This window comes from Verrucosispora sp. WMMA2121 (assembly GCF_027460185.1).
Classification (GTDB): Bacteria; Actinomycetota; Actinomycetes; order Mycobacteriales; family Micromonosporaceae; genus Micromonospora; species Micromonospora palythoicola.
This window is the reverse complement of the sequence record NZ_JAPZBH010000006.1, coordinates 1,656,815-1,674,660: the sequence shown is the minus strand read 5'-3', so window position 1 is coordinate 1,674,660 and position 17,846 is coordinate 1,656,815. Positions and strand designations below refer to the sequence as shown.

General features: G+C 65.9%; 9 protein-coding genes and 4 pseudogenes. 6 read left to right on the top strand and 7 right to left on the bottom strand.

Annotated elements, in window-relative coordinates; all coding sequences use genetic code 11:
* Window position 1 precedes the first annotated feature (1 nt).
* Together O7605_RS16570 and O7605_RS16565 are read left to right on the top strand one after the other, a co-directional pair.
* Window positions 2–2,041: an ATP-dependent nuclease gene (locus O7605_RS16570; protein ID WP_269740010.1), complete on the top strand. Its 2,040-nt coding sequence runs from the start codon at window positions 2–4 to the stop codon at window positions 2,039–2,041.
* Window positions 2,038–3,888 carry an ATP-dependent helicase gene (locus tag O7605_RS16565; RefSeq protein ID WP_269740009.1) on the top strand — a complete coding sequence of 617 codons (1,851 nt, stop codon included), beginning with the start codon at window positions 2,038–2,040 and terminating at the stop codon, window positions 3,886–3,888. The genes O7605_RS16570 and O7605_RS16565 overlap by 4 nt, the downstream gene beginning before the upstream one ends.
* A gap of 611 nt (window positions 3,889–4,499) precedes the next feature.
* Here O7605_RS16565 and O7605_RS16560 read toward each other — a convergent pair.
* The 3 genes and pseudogenes from O7605_RS16560 to O7605_RS16550 form a co-directional block, all read right to left on the bottom strand.
* Window positions 4,500–5,762: an ATP-binding protein gene (locus O7605_RS16560; RefSeq protein WP_164446309.1), complete on the bottom strand. Its 1,263-nt coding sequence runs from the start codon at window positions 5,760–5,762 to the stop codon at window positions 4,500–4,502.
* Between the two features lie 140 nt (window positions 5,763–5,902).
* Window positions 5,903–6,565: pseudogene (locus O7605_RS16555) on the bottom strand (IS3 family transposase); the annotation flags it as partial.
* Window positions 6,566–6,796: 231 nt separating this feature from the next.
* Entirely contained in the window at window positions 6,797–7,096 is a 300-nt protein-coding gene (locus O7605_RS16550) for a transposase (RefSeq protein WP_091302750.1), read from the bottom strand.
* Window positions 7,097–7,576: 480 nt separating this feature from the next.
* Here O7605_RS16550 and O7605_RS16545 point away from each other — a divergent pair, with 480 nt between their 5' ends.
* Together O7605_RS16545 and O7605_RS31925 are read left to right on the top strand one after the other, a co-directional pair.
* On the top strand, window positions 7,577–9,073 hold the full coding sequence (locus tag O7605_RS16545) for a non-reducing end alpha-L-arabinofuranosidase family hydrolase (RefSeq protein ID WP_269740008.1): 1,497 nt from the start codon (window positions 7,577–7,579) through the stop codon (window positions 9,071–9,073).
* 38 nt (window positions 9,074–9,111) lie between these two features.
* Window positions 9,112–11,934 carry a cellulose-binding domain-containing protein gene (locus tag O7605_RS31925; RefSeq protein ID WP_332317134.1) on the top strand — a complete coding sequence of 941 codons (2,823 nt, stop codon included), beginning with the start codon at window positions 9,112–9,114 and terminating at the stop codon, window positions 11,932–11,934.
* 278 nt (window positions 11,935–12,212) lie between these two features.
* Here O7605_RS31925 and O7605_RS16535 read toward each other — a convergent pair whose 3' ends face one another.
* The 3 genes and pseudogenes from O7605_RS16535 to O7605_RS16525 all read right to left on the bottom strand — a co-directional run.
* Window positions 12,213–12,338, bottom strand: a complete 126-nt coding sequence (locus O7605_RS16535; RefSeq protein WP_269742797.1) for a hypothetical protein — start codon at window positions 12,336–12,338, stop codon at window positions 12,213–12,215.
* A gap of 27 nt (window positions 12,339–12,365) precedes the next feature.
* Window positions 12,366–12,599 (bottom strand): annotated as a pseudogene (locus tag O7605_RS16530) (ISAs1 family transposase); the annotation flags it as partial.
* A gap of 98 nt (window positions 12,600–12,697) precedes the next feature.
* Window positions 12,698–13,536 (bottom strand): annotated as a pseudogene (locus O7605_RS16525) (IS701 family transposase); the annotation flags it as partial.
* Window positions 13,537–13,989: 453 nt separating this feature from the next.
* Between O7605_RS16525 and O7605_RS16520 the strand changes: the two are divergent.
* Both O7605_RS16520 and O7605_RS16515 read left to right on the top strand, forming a co-directional pair.
* Window positions 13,990–15,177: an ISAs1 family transposase gene (locus O7605_RS16520; RefSeq protein WP_269740006.1), complete on the top strand. Its 1,188-nt coding sequence runs from the start codon at window positions 13,990–13,992 to the stop codon at window positions 15,175–15,177.
* 207 nt (window positions 15,178–15,384) lie between these two features.
* Complete coding sequence (locus O7605_RS16515) at window positions 15,385–17,196, top strand: reverse transcriptase/maturase family protein (protein WP_269740005.1); 1,812 nt, start codon at window positions 15,385–15,387, stop codon at window positions 17,194–17,196.
* Window positions 17,197–17,281: 85 nt separating this feature from the next.
* Here the strand turns inward: O7605_RS16515 and O7605_RS16505 are convergent.
* Window positions 17,282–17,649 (bottom strand): annotated as a pseudogene (locus O7605_RS16505) (transposase); the annotation flags it as partial.
* Window positions 17,650–17,846 lie beyond the last annotated feature (197 nt).

Sequence of the window (17,846 nt, the reverse complement as noted above, 5' to 3'; positions counted from 1 at the left end):
TGTGCATCTGAGAAGTCTTCGGATACGTGGCTTCCGGAATTTCGCCGACCTGGCGATAGATCCTTTTCCAACGCCGGCTGTCATCGTCGGCGAGAACGGCGCTGGCAAGACCAACCTGCTCTACGCGCTCCGCCTCGTTCTGGACCCCGGCCTTGCCGATCGCTACCGACAGCTCCAGGCCGACGACGTCCACAGCTCCGGCTCCACTCTGGCCCAAGGTGTCACCGTCACCATTCAGGTAGAGCTTGCCGGATTCGACGATGACCTGGACGCGCGCAGTGAGCTCGAGGGCGCGATCGTCAGCGCCGACGGCGACTCCATGGTGGCCAGGCTCACCTACCTGTTTCAGCCGAAGACCTCCCTCGGTGTTGTGCTCGGAATGCCGTTCGAGCGGGAACTCACACCGGACGACTACCTGTGGACGATCTACGGGGCAGACGACCCGGACAACGCGATGCCCGCCGCGAAGCGATACGCATCATTGTCCGTCCTGCAGGCGATGCGGGACGCCGAAAGCGATCTACAGCGAGGCGACCGAAATCCCCTGACGCAACTGCTCCGCGAACTGCCGCCCTCCGAAAAGAACCTTGCCCGCGCCCTAGATGAGATGAGCCGCGCTCGCGAGAGGTTAGGGCGTGACCCCAACGTTCGAGAGATTGAGCGCCTGCTGCTAGATCGCCTCACTAAGATGGCCGGACCTCAGTTGGGCGTGCAACCGTCCCTCGCCTTCGCTGGCCGCAAGGAGGATCTGCTTCGCAGCGTCCGACTGTTCGTTGACGCGAATGCTACTCGCGGCATCGATCGGACATCGACGGGTGCGGCGAACATTGTCTACATCGCTTTGCTGCTAGAGAAGCTGCAGGCACGTCGCGAGGCCGACAGCGGGGAGGACACCATCCTCGCGGTGGAGGAGCCGGAGGCGCACCTGCATCCGACGCTCCAGCGGCATGTCTTCGCCCATCTGCTAAGCGAGTTCGATGACCTTATCCTGACCACGCACAGCCCACATATCGCGGCCGTCTCACCCCTGCATAGCTTTATCCTCATCGCCCGAATCGGTGACGCGAGCCAGGCCCACATAGTCCCACCAGGCATACTCACCGACCTTCAGACCCGAGACCTTGAGCGATATCTCAACGTAACCCGGGCCGAGATCCTCTTCGCTCGCCGGATCATCCTCGTTGAAGGGGCCGCCGACAGCTACCTCCTGCCGGCGTTGGCTCACTCGACCGGCTTCAACCTCGATGCCCACGGCATCGTTGTCGCCTCGGTCGAGGGCACCGACTTCATGCCGTACATCCGTCTGCTTGGCACCAAGGGGCTCAATCGGCCCGTCGTGGTCCTCACCGACGGTGACACGACCGACTCCAGCAAGATCGACAAGGCGGAGTTCGGACTCTCACGCGTCCGCGACCTGCTCGAACACCACGCCGTCGATATCTATCCCACCTTCAAGGCAAAGCTCGGCAAGATCACTCCGGGCAGGCTGCCGGACGGCGATCAGCGCACCGGTCGCCCCCGCCTCGTTGAGTTGGCGGCAAAGCGAGGAATCTACGTCGGCCATCGCACCCTGGAACTCGATGTAGTGCCACTGCTGAAAGACGAGATATACGCGGCATTCGAAGACCTCTTTCCGGGCACGACAAAGCGAAAGAACATCAAATCCGCCATCGATGCGGTGGTCGATGGGCAGGGCGGCCCGAGTACCGCCGCGGGCGAGAAGCTGCTGTCCTACGTCGAAGAAGTCGGCAAGGGCCGGTTCGCCCAACGCTTGGCTGCCCATGTCCAGGAGATCGACGACCTACGAGATCGTGTCATCGAGCTTCTGGACTACGACGAGGAGGATGCGTTGGCGACGGCAGACCTGCTCGACGTGCCAGGCTGCGGACCGCTGCTAGCACTCCTGAACGACCTACGTACTCAGGTGGAGGAAATGCCGCTGCTTCCGACCTGCGAGGAGTACCAGGACGCCATCGACGACGATGACGACACGCAGGACGAGGAGGACGACCACGACGATGACGATTGGGATGAGGCGTGACGAGTCCGACCGCGGAGATCATGCTGACGCCCGCGCTCGTTCGTGAGTTGCGCGCGCTGCACCCGCGCCAGCGCAGGGCCGTACTCCAGGACGGCAGTCTCGTCGTGCTCGCGGGCCCCGGCTCAGGGAAAACCCGCACCCTGGTCGCCCGCGTCGGATACCTGCTGGCGGTGACCAGCGAACACCGTGGTGTCGCCGCGATCACCTACACCGATGCCGCCGCGACGGAACTCGTCGCGAGGCTCAAGGGGCTGGGGTACGTCGGGAATCGCCGGCTAGCCAGCCGGACGGTGCACTCCTTTTGCCGGCAGCACATACTACGCCCCTATGGCCACCTCGTTGGCGCTCCTCAGCTAGCCGACCTGCGGGTTCTTGGCCGGGCCGAGGTCGTCCGACTCTGGACCGATGCGATGGTCGCCGCCGGGCTGCCCGCTGAATACAACCGCGAGCAACACACTCTGGCGAAGATACGGCGTCTGCTCGCGGCGGAGCAGAGCGTTGCCGGGTACCAAGCTGGGCACATCAAAGCTGTGCACGGATACGAGAAGGCGTTGCGCCAGGCCAATGCCATCGACTTCGACGCCATGACTTCGTGGGCGCTGGTAATCATGCGTAAGAGCCAGACCGCCGGCGAACTGCTCGTCGCCCGATTCCCCAACGTGGTCATCGACGAGTATCAGGACCTCGGGCCGGTGCTACACGCCCTGGTTCAGGAACTCATGTCGGCCGGCGTGAAAATCACCGCTGTTGGTGATCCCGACCAGACACTCTTCGGCTACCAGGGCGCGGACCCGAGCTACCTGCTCGAGCTGCCGAAGCTGATCGGCCGCGAGGCGATCCGGCTCGCGCTCAACTACCGCAGCGGCAGTGCCATTGTCGCCGCAGCACGGGGCGCTCTCGGCGAGGACCGCGGGTACCATCACAACCCCGAACGCGCCGACCCCGGCATCATAGACATCCAGCCAGTTCAAGGAGGGCTCGACGCCCACGCCCGCCACACGGCGGAGGCTGCGGCCTCCCTGATCGCAAACGGGGTGCGCCCCGAAGGGATCGCGATTCTCTACCCTGGGCAAACCGAGCTCCACCGGCTCATCGAGCAGGAACTGACTCAGCAAGGCATCAACTTCGATGCCGAGCGTGGGCGGCGCGTCCCTGACTCGCCCGTTTCGGCCCTTGTTGGCGGCTGCGCCGCGCGACGACTGTCCGGCCCCCTGCCAGGACCAGCCCAAGACGACCACGGCGATCGCCGCCCAATCAGCACTGCCCGCGAACTCGCCGCGCAGCTCGGGCAACTACGCAGCACCCGGGGGCTCAGCACGCCCGAGGAGACAGTGCGTTCCCTTGCCCGGCTGCTCATCCCCGTCCTCGATGCTCCTGACCGCCCTGGCCGCGAAGACGCCTGCGGTCCTTTCCTTGGCGAACTGCTGCGCGCGCTTGATGCGGCTGCGCTCACGGCCAATACCGACGACCAGCGTGACGTCGAGGCCCACCAAATCCTCACGGAGGAGGCGAGCTGCCGGATGAGCATGGCGGAACTCGCGGGCGGGAGAGCCCCAGGGCATGTCGCGCTCACCACCTACCACAGCGCGAAGGGACGCGAATTCGCCGCTGTCATCCTCCCCGGGCTAATCGACGGCCTGATCCCGTTCTACCGCAGGAACAGCCAGCCGACGACTACCGAGCTTGCCAACGCACGCCAGGCGTTTTACGTGGCCTTCACGCGCGCCGCCGACGCGGTTATCCTCCTGCCGGGAAGCACCTTTCGCCACTACAACCAGGTACGCACGACGAAGTGGTCCCGTTTCATCGACGACATACAGGCCGAGCTCAAGGCGGCGGCAGGCTGACCCGTCGCTACGCCGATTCACCTAGGGACAACCTGACCAACGTCCGGACATCGGCATGAGCGGATGCTCGGCGGAGGCCGCGGTAGTCGGTATGACAGCGGGGTCCGAGCGAACCCCGGGGTGAGCGCTCCGTGGCCCTCGGTGGCGACGCCGAAGGCGCTATATGGACGTACGTCGTTGATTTTCGATGATGTGCGCGGTGTGTGCTCTCCAGCGGATGCCAACCCAGCTGAACCGGTGCCAACCCGGGTCACTGCGGACGACCGCCGGTCGCAAACCGGAGTTCGTGTGCTCGGGGTGTGCTCCTGGGCTGCGACAACGGGGGTCCCGGGAACGTGGGTGAACGGGGGCCACTCCCTGCCACCCCAGGTGAACCCCCAGGTCGCTAGACTAGGCCCTCGCGCCCTCGTAGCTCAGGGGATAGAGCATCGGTTTCCTAATGCGACGCTCCGTCGGTGTTCGGAGGCCGATGACCTGCGGGTTTCTATCTTCTGCCGTTGCGTGCCGGTCGCTTCGCGGGCTCGCTGCGATCGCTTGCCGGAGATCAGCAGACCACGCCTCTCGGTCTTCGGTGGCCCTGAAGGGCTGAGGAGAACGACTTGCGAGCGGGGTCAGTCTGTTGTCGAGGCGGCAACCTGCCATAGGGCGCTGACCGGCATGGCGCGGAGTCTGTCGCCGAACGGCAGCGTGGAGGTTCCGGTGTAGAGGACGATCCCGCTGACGAAGTCGTCGCCGAGGCGGTCGGCGAGTCGGCGTAGCCCGCGGAAGTCGTCTGGTCCGACGGTGGTGGCTGCTTTGACTTCGATCCCGACCACCTGCCCAGCTCGGTTCTCGAGCACCGCGTCGACTTCGTACCTGCTCTGGTCGCGGTAGTGGGACAGGTCGACGAACTGCTCGGACCAGGTGAGCTGGCGGGACAGCTCAGACAGGACGAATGACTCAAGCAGCGGGCCGAACGGTGCTCCGGGCCGGAGCAGTGCCCGGGCGTCGGTGGCGATTTCGTTGGCGGCGATGCCGGAGTCGACGAAGATCAGTTTTGGTGCGGCGGTGGTGCGGGTGCCGAGGTTGCGGGACCAGCCGGGGATCCGTTTCACCAGGAAGATCTCTTCCAGTGCCTGGAGGTAACGGGCGATAGTCGGCCGGCTCAGTCCGAGGGCGGATTCGAGGGAATTCGCGGCGATGATGGTCGCGGATCTGGCCGCGAGCAGGCGTACCAGCTTGCGTAGCTCGCCCTTGTGCTGGATGTCGGACAGTTGGCGGACGTCGCGGTCGATGAGTGCCTGGACGTAGGCGTCGAGGAATCGTTGGCGCCGGCGTGGGTCGGTGCGGGTGGTCGCCTCGGGTAGGCCGCCCCGCACGATCCGGGCCGCGTAGTCGGCGCGGGTCACGTCCGACTCGTGTCGCAGGTCGGGGCCGAACGCGAAGACGGCGTCGACGAATCCGTCCGGTGCTGCGTCGAGTTCGCCCTGGGAGAACGGCCAGAGTTCGACGGTCTCCATCCGGCCGGGCAACGCGTCCGGAGCGGCCACCATGCCGAACAGCCGTAATGATCCGGTGAGCAGGTACCGGCCGGGACGGGGGTCCTCGTCGACTGCCGACTTGATGGCCAGCAGCAGTTCCGGAGCACGTTGGATCTCGTCGATGACCAGGAGTTCGGAGGAGTCCACGAACCCGACGGGATCGGCGATGGCCGCCGCCCGGTCCTGGGCCCGATCAAGATCGCGGCGTTCGGCCAGACGATCGCCGGCAACGAGGCGGACCAGGGTGCTCTTGCCTGCTTGGCGCGCTCCGCTGATCAAGACGACGCGAGTGTCCGCCAGAGCGGCATTGATCTGCGCGGCGGTGCGGCGGGGGATCAGGTGCGGCGTGGGCACGGCGTCATCATAACGGACGAACCTTCGATCTGCGGGGACCTCGGCTTTCGATCTGCGGCACCAGGTGCGTTCGTTATGCGGTCATCTGCTGTTCGATCTGCGGGCCCTGTCAGCGGGGCGGCCGTGGAAGAGGTCCACCGCTACGCCGTGTTGCTGCGGTCCTCCAGGACGCGGATTGTCGATCGCTCGTAGTCGTTCGGTGAGCGTCCGTCGCAGTCGGAGTGTCTGCGGCGACGGTTGTAAAAGTCGGTGATCCAGGTGGCGATCTTTAGTCGGGCCTCGGTGCGGGTGCGAAACTGGTGGCGGTGGACGTACTCGACCTTGATGGTGGAGAAGGTGGCCTCGGCGACGGCGTTGTCGAAGCACGAGCCGACCCGGCCCATCGACTGGCGTACCTTCCACCGGTTGCAGGCTTGGGCGAAGTCGGCCGAGCAGTATTCGCTGCCTCTGTCGCTGTGGAAGATCACTGCGGCGACGTCGCCGCCGCGGGTGACCGCGGCCATGTTCAGCGCGGCGACGACCAGGCCGGCGTCGTGCCGGTCGCCCATGGCGTAGCCGAGGATGCGCCGGGAGTACAGGTCGGTGACGGTGGCGAGGTAGAGCTTGCCCTCGCCGGTGATGATCTCGGTCATGTCGCCGCACCAGGCCACGTCCGGCGCGGTCGCGGTGAACTGACGCTTGACCAGGTCCGGGGCGGCTGGCCGCTTGCCCTGCCGAGTCAGCCCACGCCGGCGTCGTTTCGCTCTGGCAACCAGGCCCAGCTCGGCCATGAGCGCGGCGGCCGTGTTGTCCGACACCCGCCACCCTTTGTTCGCATAACTCGTCGCCGACGCGTGGACTGCCGTAGGTGTCGCCCGAGGCGTCGAAGACGCGCCGGACCGCCTCCGTCAGCCTGGCCCTACGGTCCTGGCGGGGTGTCGGCCGACGGTCCCGCCACTTGTAGCACCATGACTCGGACACCCCGAGTGCCCGACAGGTCACCGCGTGCGGCACGTTGTGCTCGGTCCTCTGGGAAGCGATGAAGGCGGCCACGCTCACCGGCCCGTCGCTTCCTTGACCCACAGGACCACGGATCGCTTGAGGACATCACGCTCCATCGCCAGCTCGGCGTTCTCACGCCGCAACCGCGCCAACTCGGCCCGCTCGTCCTCGGACAACTGCCCGGCAGCGGCTTCGCCGCGAGCGGCACGATCCTGCTGCACCCAGTTGGCCAGGGTGCCGCTGTTGATCCCCAGATCACGCGCTACCTGCGCGATCGACTTCCCGGTCTCCCGCACGATCCGAACCGCGCCCGCGCGGAACTCCGGATCGAACCGGCGTCTCGTCTCAGCCATGAACCTCTATCCCTCAAGTTCTGGCCTCCACGCTACGAGGGGAAGGGCAGTCCAGAGGGCGTGGACACACGACCCCTCACGCCGAGCATCGATCTTCCCTGCTCCGTGCCCAGATTCCGACGATCGTTTAACTACAAGCTGCGGAACCCGAGCGAAAGCCCAGGCCGGAAACGCCCATAGGCGACTACGCAAAGCCCTTGGGCCTCAGAAAGGGCGGAGCGGCCACTGAATACATATGCAGTGCTAACTCTGTTTGCATCTTCGGCACTCGAGTGCGACGATGGTCATCGATATCTGCGGGAGCGGGAGAGCGTTCGGCCGAGGGCAACGGCGGCGGACGCAGACAGTCCCTTGACTTTCAGCTGGGAGGCGATGGTGAGCGGCACGCCGCTTGCCTGCCTGGCGGCCCGGTTCCACCGAGGCGGCACCCATCTGCGCCAGCCTGCCGCCTCTCCATGAGCGGCAGCGGAGAGGATCCCGATGAGGTTCACCCACCGTTCCAGTTCGTCGCCGTCCCACCTGCGCCGTGGAGCCATTGCCACTATTGCGCTCGTCGTCGTGGCCACAGCTGCCGTGGCAGGAGCCGCCCGAGCCGGCACCGCAGCTGGGTGCCGGGTCGCCTACACCGTTACCAGCCAATGGTCGGGCGGCTTCGGCGCCAACATCGCCATCACCAATCTCGGCGACTCCATCTCTGGCTGGACGTTGAGATTCACCTTCACCTCGGGGCAGACCATCACTCATTTGTGGAACGGCAACGTCAGCCAGTCGGGAGGCAACGTGACCATCACGAATGCCCCCTACAACGGCGAGCTGGCGACGGACGCCACCGTTACCCCTGGGTTCAACGGCACCTGGAACGGAAGTAATCCGGCACCCGCATCGTTCACCCTGAACGGCACTCCCTGCACTGGAGCCGTCGTCCCCACCGTGGCGCCACCGACCACCACGCCACCCACGACGACGCCACCCACCAGCACACCCCCGACGACCACGCCGCCGCCCGGTGGCGGCCTGCCGAACAGCTTCCGGTGGAGTTCCAGTGGCGTGTTGATCGGGCCGAAGTCAGACGCCTCGCACAACATTCGTGCGGTAAAGGATCCGTCAGTGGTATACCACAACGGGCGGTGGCACGTCATCGCCACTACGACGAACCAGAGTGGTTCGTACAGCATGGTGTATCTCAACTTCACCGACTGGTCGCAGGCTGCCGCAGCGCAGCACCACTTCCTGGACACGACTGCGATCGGCACCGGATACAAGGCCGCGCCGCACGTGTTCTACTTCGCGCCGCAGCGACTCTGGTACCTGGTCTACCAGGTCGGTGACAACGCCGCGTACTCCACCAACACCGACATCAGCAACCCGCGGGGCTGGACCGCGCCACGACGCTTCTACGCCGGCGGCATGCCTCAGATCATCCGAGACAACATCGGCAACGGCCATTGGGTAGATTTCTGGGTGATCTGTGACAGCGTCAAGTGTCACCTGTTCTCGTCTGACGACAACGGGCACCTGTACCGGTCCGAGACCAGCCTGGCGCAGTTCCCGAACGGAATGAGCAATACGGTCATCGCCATGCGGGACGCGGCCCGGTACCCGCTCTGGGAAGCCGCCAACGTATACAGAGTTTCCGGTGGCAACCAGTACCTGCTGATTGTTGAAGCGATCGGCGCTGCCGGCGTGCGTTACTTCCGGTCTTGGACCGCACCGGCGATCACCGGTCCATGGTCCGCGTTGGCCGATACGCAGGCCAATCCGTTCGCCGGTGTCAGCAATACCACCTTCGCCGGTACCGCCTGGACGAAGGACATCAGCCACGGAGAGATGGTCCGCGCCGGCGTTGACCAGACGATGCTCATCAGCCCCTGCAACATCCGGTACCTGTACCAGGGCAAGGATCCCGCTGCGACCGATTCGTACAACCTGCTGCCTTGGCGGCTCGGTCTGCTCACCCAGACGAACTCCACCTGCTAGCCGCTCTGTCTCTCAGCCTGATGCACCGGAGGATCTCCATGCACTTCGCACGATCGCGCCTCTGGCTGGCCACGGCGACAGTCGCCGCCGTCGGCACCACCGGCGTCGTGACGACAGCGGCCGCCCACGCCGCCGGCTGCAAAGTCACCTACACGGTCACCAACCAGTGGCAGGGTGGCTTCGGCGCCAACGTGACCATCGACAACCTGGGTGACCCCGTGAGTGGCTGGCGGCTGGCCTGGTCCTTCGCCGCCGGGCAGAGCATCACCCAGCTCTGGAGCGGTACGTACACGCAGTCCGCCGCGCAGGTCACCGTGACAAACGCCAGCTGGAACGGCAACATTCCCACCGGAGGTAACGTCAGCTTCGGCTTCAACGGCTCATGGACGTCGAGCAACCCGGTTCCGGCGAGCTTCACACTCAACGGCACACACTGTACCGGTTCCATCCCGTCAAACCCGCCCCCGTCGACCCCAACCACGGCGCCGACCACATCCCCGCCACCGACATCCCCGCCACCGACGTCCCCGCCACCGACCGGAACGACGACCGCGTGGCAGGGTGGCCGGTTCGTGGTGGACACTCCCAACGTCGTACGCCGGTCAAATATCGTGTTCAACCGGCCCGGCAGCGCCAGTAGCCAGTTCGCGCCACTGGGTAACGGCACGCTGGGGGTTGCCGCGTGGTCAGCCAACGGGTTCACCGCCCAACTGAATCGCGCCGATACGTTTCCCGACCGCAAGTCACCGGGGCGGGTGGTGATCCCCGGGCTGAGCAGACTGACCAACGCCAGCGACTTCCGGGGTCACCTCGACCTCTACGACGGGACGCTGCGCCAGTCAGGCGGCGGCATGTCGTTGACCGCTTATGTGCGAGCGGACACCGCGCAGCTTGTCGTCGACGTCACCGGCGCGGACCCGAACACCTCGCAGACCGCACGGGTGGAACTGTGGAGCGGCCGTACACCCACCGCGACCGCCTCCGGGTCGGTGGCCACTCTCTCGCAAACCTGGACCGACAACACCGCGACCGGTGCCTCCGGTCAGCGCTTCGGTGCGATGGCGGGTATCAGCGCCGGTGGCCGCAACGTGACCGCGTCCACACCCAACTCGACGACCGCCCAGGTCAACTTCCGGCCCAACAGCGACGGCTCGTTCCGGGTCATCGCGGTCTCCCCGACCTGGACAGGCGGCGACCCGATCGCCACCGCTCGTACGCTGCTCGGCAGTGATCTGACCCGTAGCGCCAGCGACCTCGCCGCCGGCCACCTGTCCTGGTGGCACAACTACTGGGCCACGGTCGGCCTCATCAGGATCTCCTCCGGTGACGGGTCCGGCGAGTACTTCGAGAACATGCGGACCCTGTATTTGTACAACATCGCCGCGACAAACCGCGGCGCCCTGCCCGGCAGCCAGGCCGGCGTGGCCAACCTGTTCGTGTTCGATCAGGATTCACAGCCCTGGTATCCGGCCGGATACTGGTTTTGGAACACCCGCATGATGGTCCAGGCGAACCTCTCCGCCGGAGCGTTCGCGCAGAACACCCCGGTGTTCAACCTCTACCGCACCAACGTATCCAACATCGCCGCGTGGACCGGGGCTCACTTCCCGGGCCGCGAGGGCCTCTGCGTGCCGGAGACCATGCGCTTCAACGGCAACGGCTACTACGGCGGCAGCAACGCGGCCAGCAACGCCTCGTGTGACTCGCGGATCGCGCCGAACTACAACGCCCGCAACGTGACGACCGGAGCCGAGATCGGCCTGTGGATCTGGCAGACCTACCTCACCACCGATGACCGTTCGTTCCTGTCAGCCCACTACCCGATCATGGCTGGTGCCGCGAGATTCCTGCTCTCGCACGCCACGACAGGCTCCGACGGATTGCTGCACACCTTCTCCAATGCCCACGAGAACCAGTGGGACGTCAACGACCCGATCAACGACGTCGCCGCTATGCAGGCCCTCTTCCCGGTCGTCGTCTCGGCCGCGCAGACGCTGGGTGTGGACGCCGACCTGGTCAGTCGGCTCAACTCGGCCATCCCGAAGATCCGTCCGTTGCCGCGTACCGACATCGCCACCAAGTCGCAGGTGCTGACCCCGGCCTCAGACGCGGCCGGGAGGAACATGCTCGCGATGTCGGCCGAACCTACCGCGACCAAGCACAACCAGGAAAACGTCGAACTCGAACCGGTCTGGCCGTACAACCTGATCGGCGACGCCGGCCACCTGTCCGACCTGGCCAAACGGACCTTCAGCAATCGGAGCTACGTCACCGGCAGCACGTGGAGCTACGACGCACTCCACGCCGCGCGCCTGGGGCTTGGCAACGACATGCGCAGCGCAATGCTCGCCAACATCGGTAAATACCAGGTCTTCCCCAACGGGTTCGCCAGTTGGAACGCCCAGCCCACCACGCCCTACCTTGAAGAGCAGGGTGTCATCGCTGCAGCGATCAGTGAGGGCCTCGTGCAGCACTACGACGGCACGTTGCGCGTTGCACCCGGCTGGCCGAACGGATGGAACGTCGACGGCACCGTCTACATCCAGCACCGGGGGAAGGCCCACGTACAGATCCGAAACGGAACATTGACGACTGTCGCTCTGGAAAGCGGTGCCACCGGAACCATCACCGTCCGGAACCCATGGCCGGGGCAGAATGTCACCGTCGTCGACAGTACTGGCACCATCGTGACCAGCACGCAGACGAACGGGACATTTGATTTCCTCGTTCAGGCCGGTAGGACGTACCTCGTCCAACTTACCTCGGCCCCGACCACGGCTCTTCCGCACGCCCCTGTCAGTGGCAGCGCCGCCACCGCACCCAAAAACTTGAACGGTCGGTCCATCGGACTTCCTAGATAACACCACGCACCGGGCCGGGTGTTCGCTGCAGGGTGCAACCGGTTAACCCATATGCGAAGGATCCACCGTCCTGCTGTCACTCGATTCTGCCTTTCCCGTCGTCACTCCGTTTCGGAGTCCTGCAGATCATCTTTGGTGGCGTGACACGTGGGTGGTCGGGGGTGGTGGTCTGGGCGGTAGATGGACGGAAGCATCAGCGCTTCCTACAAACAGCTTTTTAGGGGAGTTTCCGCTGATGCTTCCGTCTGTGTCCCGTACCCAGGGCCCCGGCAAAGTCGTTAGGTGATGCCGAGCAGAGCCAGCGGTCGATGGCTATCGCGGGCGTGGTGGCGGTTGGCGGCGGCGATGTTGGTGATGCCGGTCAGGCGTAGTGCGCTGATGGCGGTGTTGCGGAGGGCGGCCATGACCTGTGGTCCAGTGCCGGTGCGGATTTGGGATCGGTCTTCGTCGTAGGTGACGTCGCGGACCCAGTGGACCTTGTTCTCGATTGACCAGTGGCCGCGGGCCCAGCCGGCCAGATGTGCGGGCTTGGCTTGGTGCGCACGCAGGTCAGTGATCGCGTAGATGGTTTCAGTGGTGAAGCGTTTCGGCTGGTCCAGGCGGCGTCGGCGGCGTCGGATCTGCAGCGCCTGCGCGGCGTGGGGGAAGTCGATGCCGGTGGAGATGGACAGGATCTTCAGGCTGCGGATCTCCCGCCGGCCGTGCCCGCGGTCGCTTGCGCGGTCGGCGTGGGGGACGGCTCGCCAGGGCAGGGCGATGTGGCGAGGACGAAGGCGTTGAGGAGTCGGCGGATCTCGGCGATGGTCAGCGCGATGATCTCCGCGTCGGTGTCGGGTTGCTGTGCGGTGGCGGCGAGGATGGTCAGGACGGCGAGGGCGAGCATGGCCAGGGTGATGAATCGGTGCCAGCCGGTCCAGCTGCGGACCTGGTAGTGGTCCAGGCCGACCTGGCCTTTGCCGGACTGGAACGGCTCCTCGATGCTCCAACGGGAGCCGGCCACTCGCACGAGGGTGTTCAGCGGGACGGGGCGGGGTGACCAGCAGAGGTAGAAGGCCAGTTCGCCGGTGGTGCGGTTGCGGCGGATGAGTAGCCACCGGTGTTCACCAGGTTGGGTGGCCGTGGTGATCCAGGCCCACAGGTAGTCGCGGGGACCTTTCGCGCCCGGCCCACAGCTGCGGGGCTGCCATTCGCGGGTGGGTATCCGCTCGGCGAGGTCGTCGACGCGGATGAGGGTGCGGCCGTCGTTGACCGCCACGCGTCGGTCGCAGCCGACGGCCAGGACATAGCCGATCCCACAGTGTTCGAGGTCAGCGCGCAGGCCAGGGTCGGCGCCGTAGACCTCGTCGCCGGTCACCCACGCGAACGGGATTTCGGCGTTGACCGCGGCGGCGATCATCTGCCGGGCCAGAGCCGCCTTCGTGGCGAACCCGACCTCGTCGGGGACGCCGGCGGCGGTGAGACGCTCGGACCGCTCGCACCAGGTCGTCTCGGGTAGGTAGAGCCGGCGGTCGATCATCGCCCACCCCGCAGGTGAAACGTAGGCGAGGAACACCCCGCCTGGCTGTTCTCGACGCGGCCGGCGGTGCCAGTGTACTGCCGTTGGTGCGCCGCGAGGCGCTCTGTTGTATCCCCAGCTCAGCTGGGAGGAACTGGAGGGAGGTTCCTGGGTCTGATGGCTTACCCGTAGCTGAAAGGTGATCGGGGACAAGAGCATGCCAGGAAACCGGCGGTCATGGTCAGGCGTTGACGTGACGCGTCGGGGGACCCGCGCGATATGGCGAAGGCTGGATTGCTTGAAACCCAATCTCCAGACGATGAAAAGTGCCATCCGCCGGAAATGACGCCTGGAACCGGTGCCGCGTCCTGCCTCGGCTTTGCAGCGTGGTCGGGGCATCCTCCGGACCAGGGGCTTTGCGTAGTCGCCTGAGGGTGCTTCCGACCTGGGCTTTCGCCGGGTCATTGGCCTGATTGGAGGGTGGCGTAGGACGGGTGCGGTCCGTCGGTGATCATGGAGTTGCTGAGACAACATGACACCGAGAAGGACCACACCCGCGCATGTCATCATCGCTGATCGACGTGATCCGTCACCATGCCCCCGCCCCGCCCGGCTCCTCGACTGTTGGCGGTGAGGCGTTTGGCCTGTTGGAGGCCCTGGAGAGGGTGCCCGATCCGCGTGACCCGCGTGGTGTCCGGTACCCCCTAGCCAGCGTGCTCGCGGTCGCGGTGTGCGCGGTGATGGCCGGGGCTTGCACTTTCGCCGCGATCGTCGACTGGGTCGATGATCTCGATGCGCCGGCGTGGGGCCGGCTCGGGTTCACTGGTCGGGTGCCGGTACTGAGCACGGTGTGGCGGCTGCTGGTCCGCGTCGACGCCGAGACGTTGACGGCGGTCCTGGCCGACTGGCTGTGTTCGCGGGTGTCGGCGCCGTCGGTGCGGCGGGTCATCGCCGTTGACGGCAAGGTGGTGCGCGGTGCGGTCCTGACCGAGGGACGGGTTCATCTGCTGTCGGCCTACGACACGTCAACCGGTGTGGTCCTGGCGCAGGTCCAGGTCGCGGCGAAGTCGAACGAAATCCCGGCGTTCGCCCCGCTGCTGGAGCAGGTCAAGGTCCGGCTGGGCGGCCTGGCCGGGGTGGTGATCGTCGCGGACGCCCTGCACACGCAAGTCGCTCACGCCCGAGCCGTGGCCGCTGCCGGCGGGGACCTGTACGTGTCGGTCAAGGCCAACCAGCCGACCTTGTACGCCCAGCTCAAACGGCTGCCGTGGGCGCAGGTGCCGATCGGGGACCAGCACCGCGACACCGGCCACGGCCGCTCCGAGACCCGGACCGTCAAGGCGTTGACCCTCCAGACTCCCGGCGGCATCGGCTTTCCCCATGCCCAGCAGGCCGTCCGGATCACCCGCACCCGCATGATCACCGGCAAGCGCACCCGGGAGACGGTCTATCTGGTGGCGTCACTGCCCGCCGCGCACGCCCAGCCTGCTGACCTGCAGCAATGGGCCCGGCTGGAATGGCATATCGAGAACCGGCTGCACTGGGTCCGCGACGTGACCTTCCGCGAGGACGGCCACCGAGCCCGCACCGGCAACGGCCCCGCCGTCGCAGCCGTCCTCCGCAACACCGCCATCGGATTCCACCGCGGCAACGGCGAAACCAACATCGCCCGAGCCACCCGACGCGCCAACCGCCGCCCCCACGACCTCATCACCACCGTGACCAGCAGCTACTCGACTACGCAATGACCCTGTCCTCCGGACGCAGGGCGATGCCCAGCGAGGGCATTAAAGGAGATGAGTGGGTCGCCTACGTCGTGCTGACGTGCAACAGAGACGAACGCGGGATCGCCTACGGGGTGCGAGCCCTACGGCGACGGAGCGCTCGTAGTAGTCGCCGGGGTCACGTCCGGCCGAGGAGGACGGGAAAGCCGTCCGCAGGGCGAAGGAGCGCAGGTGATCGGACACCACAGGAATCGGGAGGTATGCGAAATGCAGAGCGCCGAAACGGTGCTGGGTGTCCTGCGTGAGCGCGGCAGGCGTGGCCTGCCGCTGGATGAGTTGTATCGACAGTTGTTCAACCCGCAGCTGTATCTGCTGGCCTACGGGCGCATCTACGCCAACCGCGGCGCGATGACACCGGGTGCCAGCGCGGAAACCGTGGACGGCATGTCGCTGGGGAAGATCGGTCGCATCATCGATGCGTTGCGCCATGAGCGCTACCGGTTCAGCCCGGTCAAGCGGACCTGGATCCCCAAGAAGAACGGGAAGCGACGGCCGCTGGGCTTGCCTACCTGGTCGGACAAGCTCGTCGGCGAGGTGATGCGTCTGCTGTTGGAGGCGTACTACGAGCCGAAGTTCTCCGCCCGGTCCCACGGGTTCCGTCCCGCTCGGGGCTGCCACACCGCGTTACGCGAGGTGGCGACGACCTGGACGGCGACGGCCTGGTTCATCGAGGGTGACATCTCCGACTGCTTCGGCACGCTGGACCACCAGGTCATGCTGTCGACGCTGGCGGAGCGCATCCACGACAACCGGTTTCTGCGGTTACTGCGTAACATGCTCACAGCCGGATACCTGGAGGACTGGATCTGGAACGCCACGCTCAGCGGCGCGCCGCAGGGCGGGGTGATCTCACCGATCCTGTCGAACATCTATCTGCATCGGTTGGACACGTTTGTTGAGAACGTACTCATCCCCGAGTACACCCGAGGCGAACGCCGGGCCAAGAACCGCGCGTACTGCCGGGTGCAAGACGCGGCCGCACGGGCTCGTGTTCGTGGTGACCGCACCACGGCAAGGAAGCTGCGCCAGCAGCTGCACCGCCTACCCAGCCGAGATCCGAACGATCCCGGCTACCGGCGGTTGCGCTACGTGCGTTACGCCGATGACACCCTGCTCGGGTTCGTCGGACCACGAGCCGAGGCCGAGGAAATCAAACAGCGCATCGCTCAGTTCCTTCGTGACGATCTCAAGCTGGAACTGTCCGAGAACAAGACGCTGATCACGCACGCCCGCACCAGCGCGGCGAGGTTCCTTGGCTACGAGATCACCGTCCAGCACGGCGACCACATGCACCATCGTGGGAACCGGACGGTCAACGGCACGATCGCGTTACGCGTGCCCAAAACGGTGATCACGGCCAAATGCGCCCGGTACCTACAACGCGGCAAACCCGCGCATCGGACCCGACTGGTCAACCACGATGACCACACCATCATCGCGACCTACGGGGCCGAGTACCGAGGCATCGTCCAGTACTACCTGCCCTCCGGCGATGTCTGGCGACTGAGCCGGCTTCGCTGGATCATGGAAACCTCCATGCTCAAGACCCTGGCACTCAAACACCGCTCGGCGGTGTCGACAATGGCCCGCAAGCACCGGACCACCATCGACACCCCGCACGGCAAACGGCGGTGTTTCGAAGCCAGGGTCGAGCGCGAGGGCAGGCCAGCACTGGTCGCCCGGTTCGGCGGCATACCACTCAAGCGGCAGAAGACAGCGGTCGTCCTCGACCGCCGCCCCGTCCCAATCGCCGTCCGCAAAGAGCTGATCAACCGGCTCCTCGACGGGCGGTGCGAGGTCTGCGACGGCACGGTGGACATCCAAGTTCATCACGTCCGCAAACTCGCCGACCTCGATCGAGACAAGCAGTCACGCAAGAACACCTGGACGAAGATCATGGTTAAGCGGCGACGCAAGACGCTCATCGTCTGCGCTGACTGCCACACCCAGATCCACTCCGGCAACGCCGCAATCACGCAGTAGTCACTGGAGAGCCGGATGCCCGGAAACGGGCCTGTCCGGTTCGGGAGGAGGGCGCCGGAAAAGGACCTGCCCAGGCAGGCACCTCGCCAGCGCCCCACCTCACCACCCCGACCGAGCACACGCCCTTCTTCAGGAAACCGGTCTCGTCGCAGGCCAGCACCGCGTCAGGGTGGCCGAGCTGCGCGATCAGCCAGGCCCGAACGTCATCGCGGACGGCGTCGGCGTCCCACACCCCGTGCGCAGCAGCCGCTGCATCGCCTGCGGATCAGCGTGGCCCGTCCGTTCGGCGATGGACCAGCAGGTCTTTCGTTCCACGCCCGACAGCAGCCCTTCCACGAACTGCCCGGCGGTCCGGCGTGGCTCCGCCCGCACGAACCGGTCAGCGACACGCGTCACCGCCTCGTCGAGGATGACCCGCCACCCGGCGGGGTTTAAGCTGTGGCCCACGGCCATCGCGTGATCTTCGGTTGTCCTCACAAACCATCGATGATCAACGCGATGGCCGTCTTCATGCCCGCGCCACGCCCAACGCCGAAGTCAAGTGACGTTGGAGTACTACCCCAACCAACGCCGTCAAGAAGACCACATCGGACGAACCCGACCATTCAAGATCTGCAACCAACTCTCCACCAAACCCAGGGCCTGACATC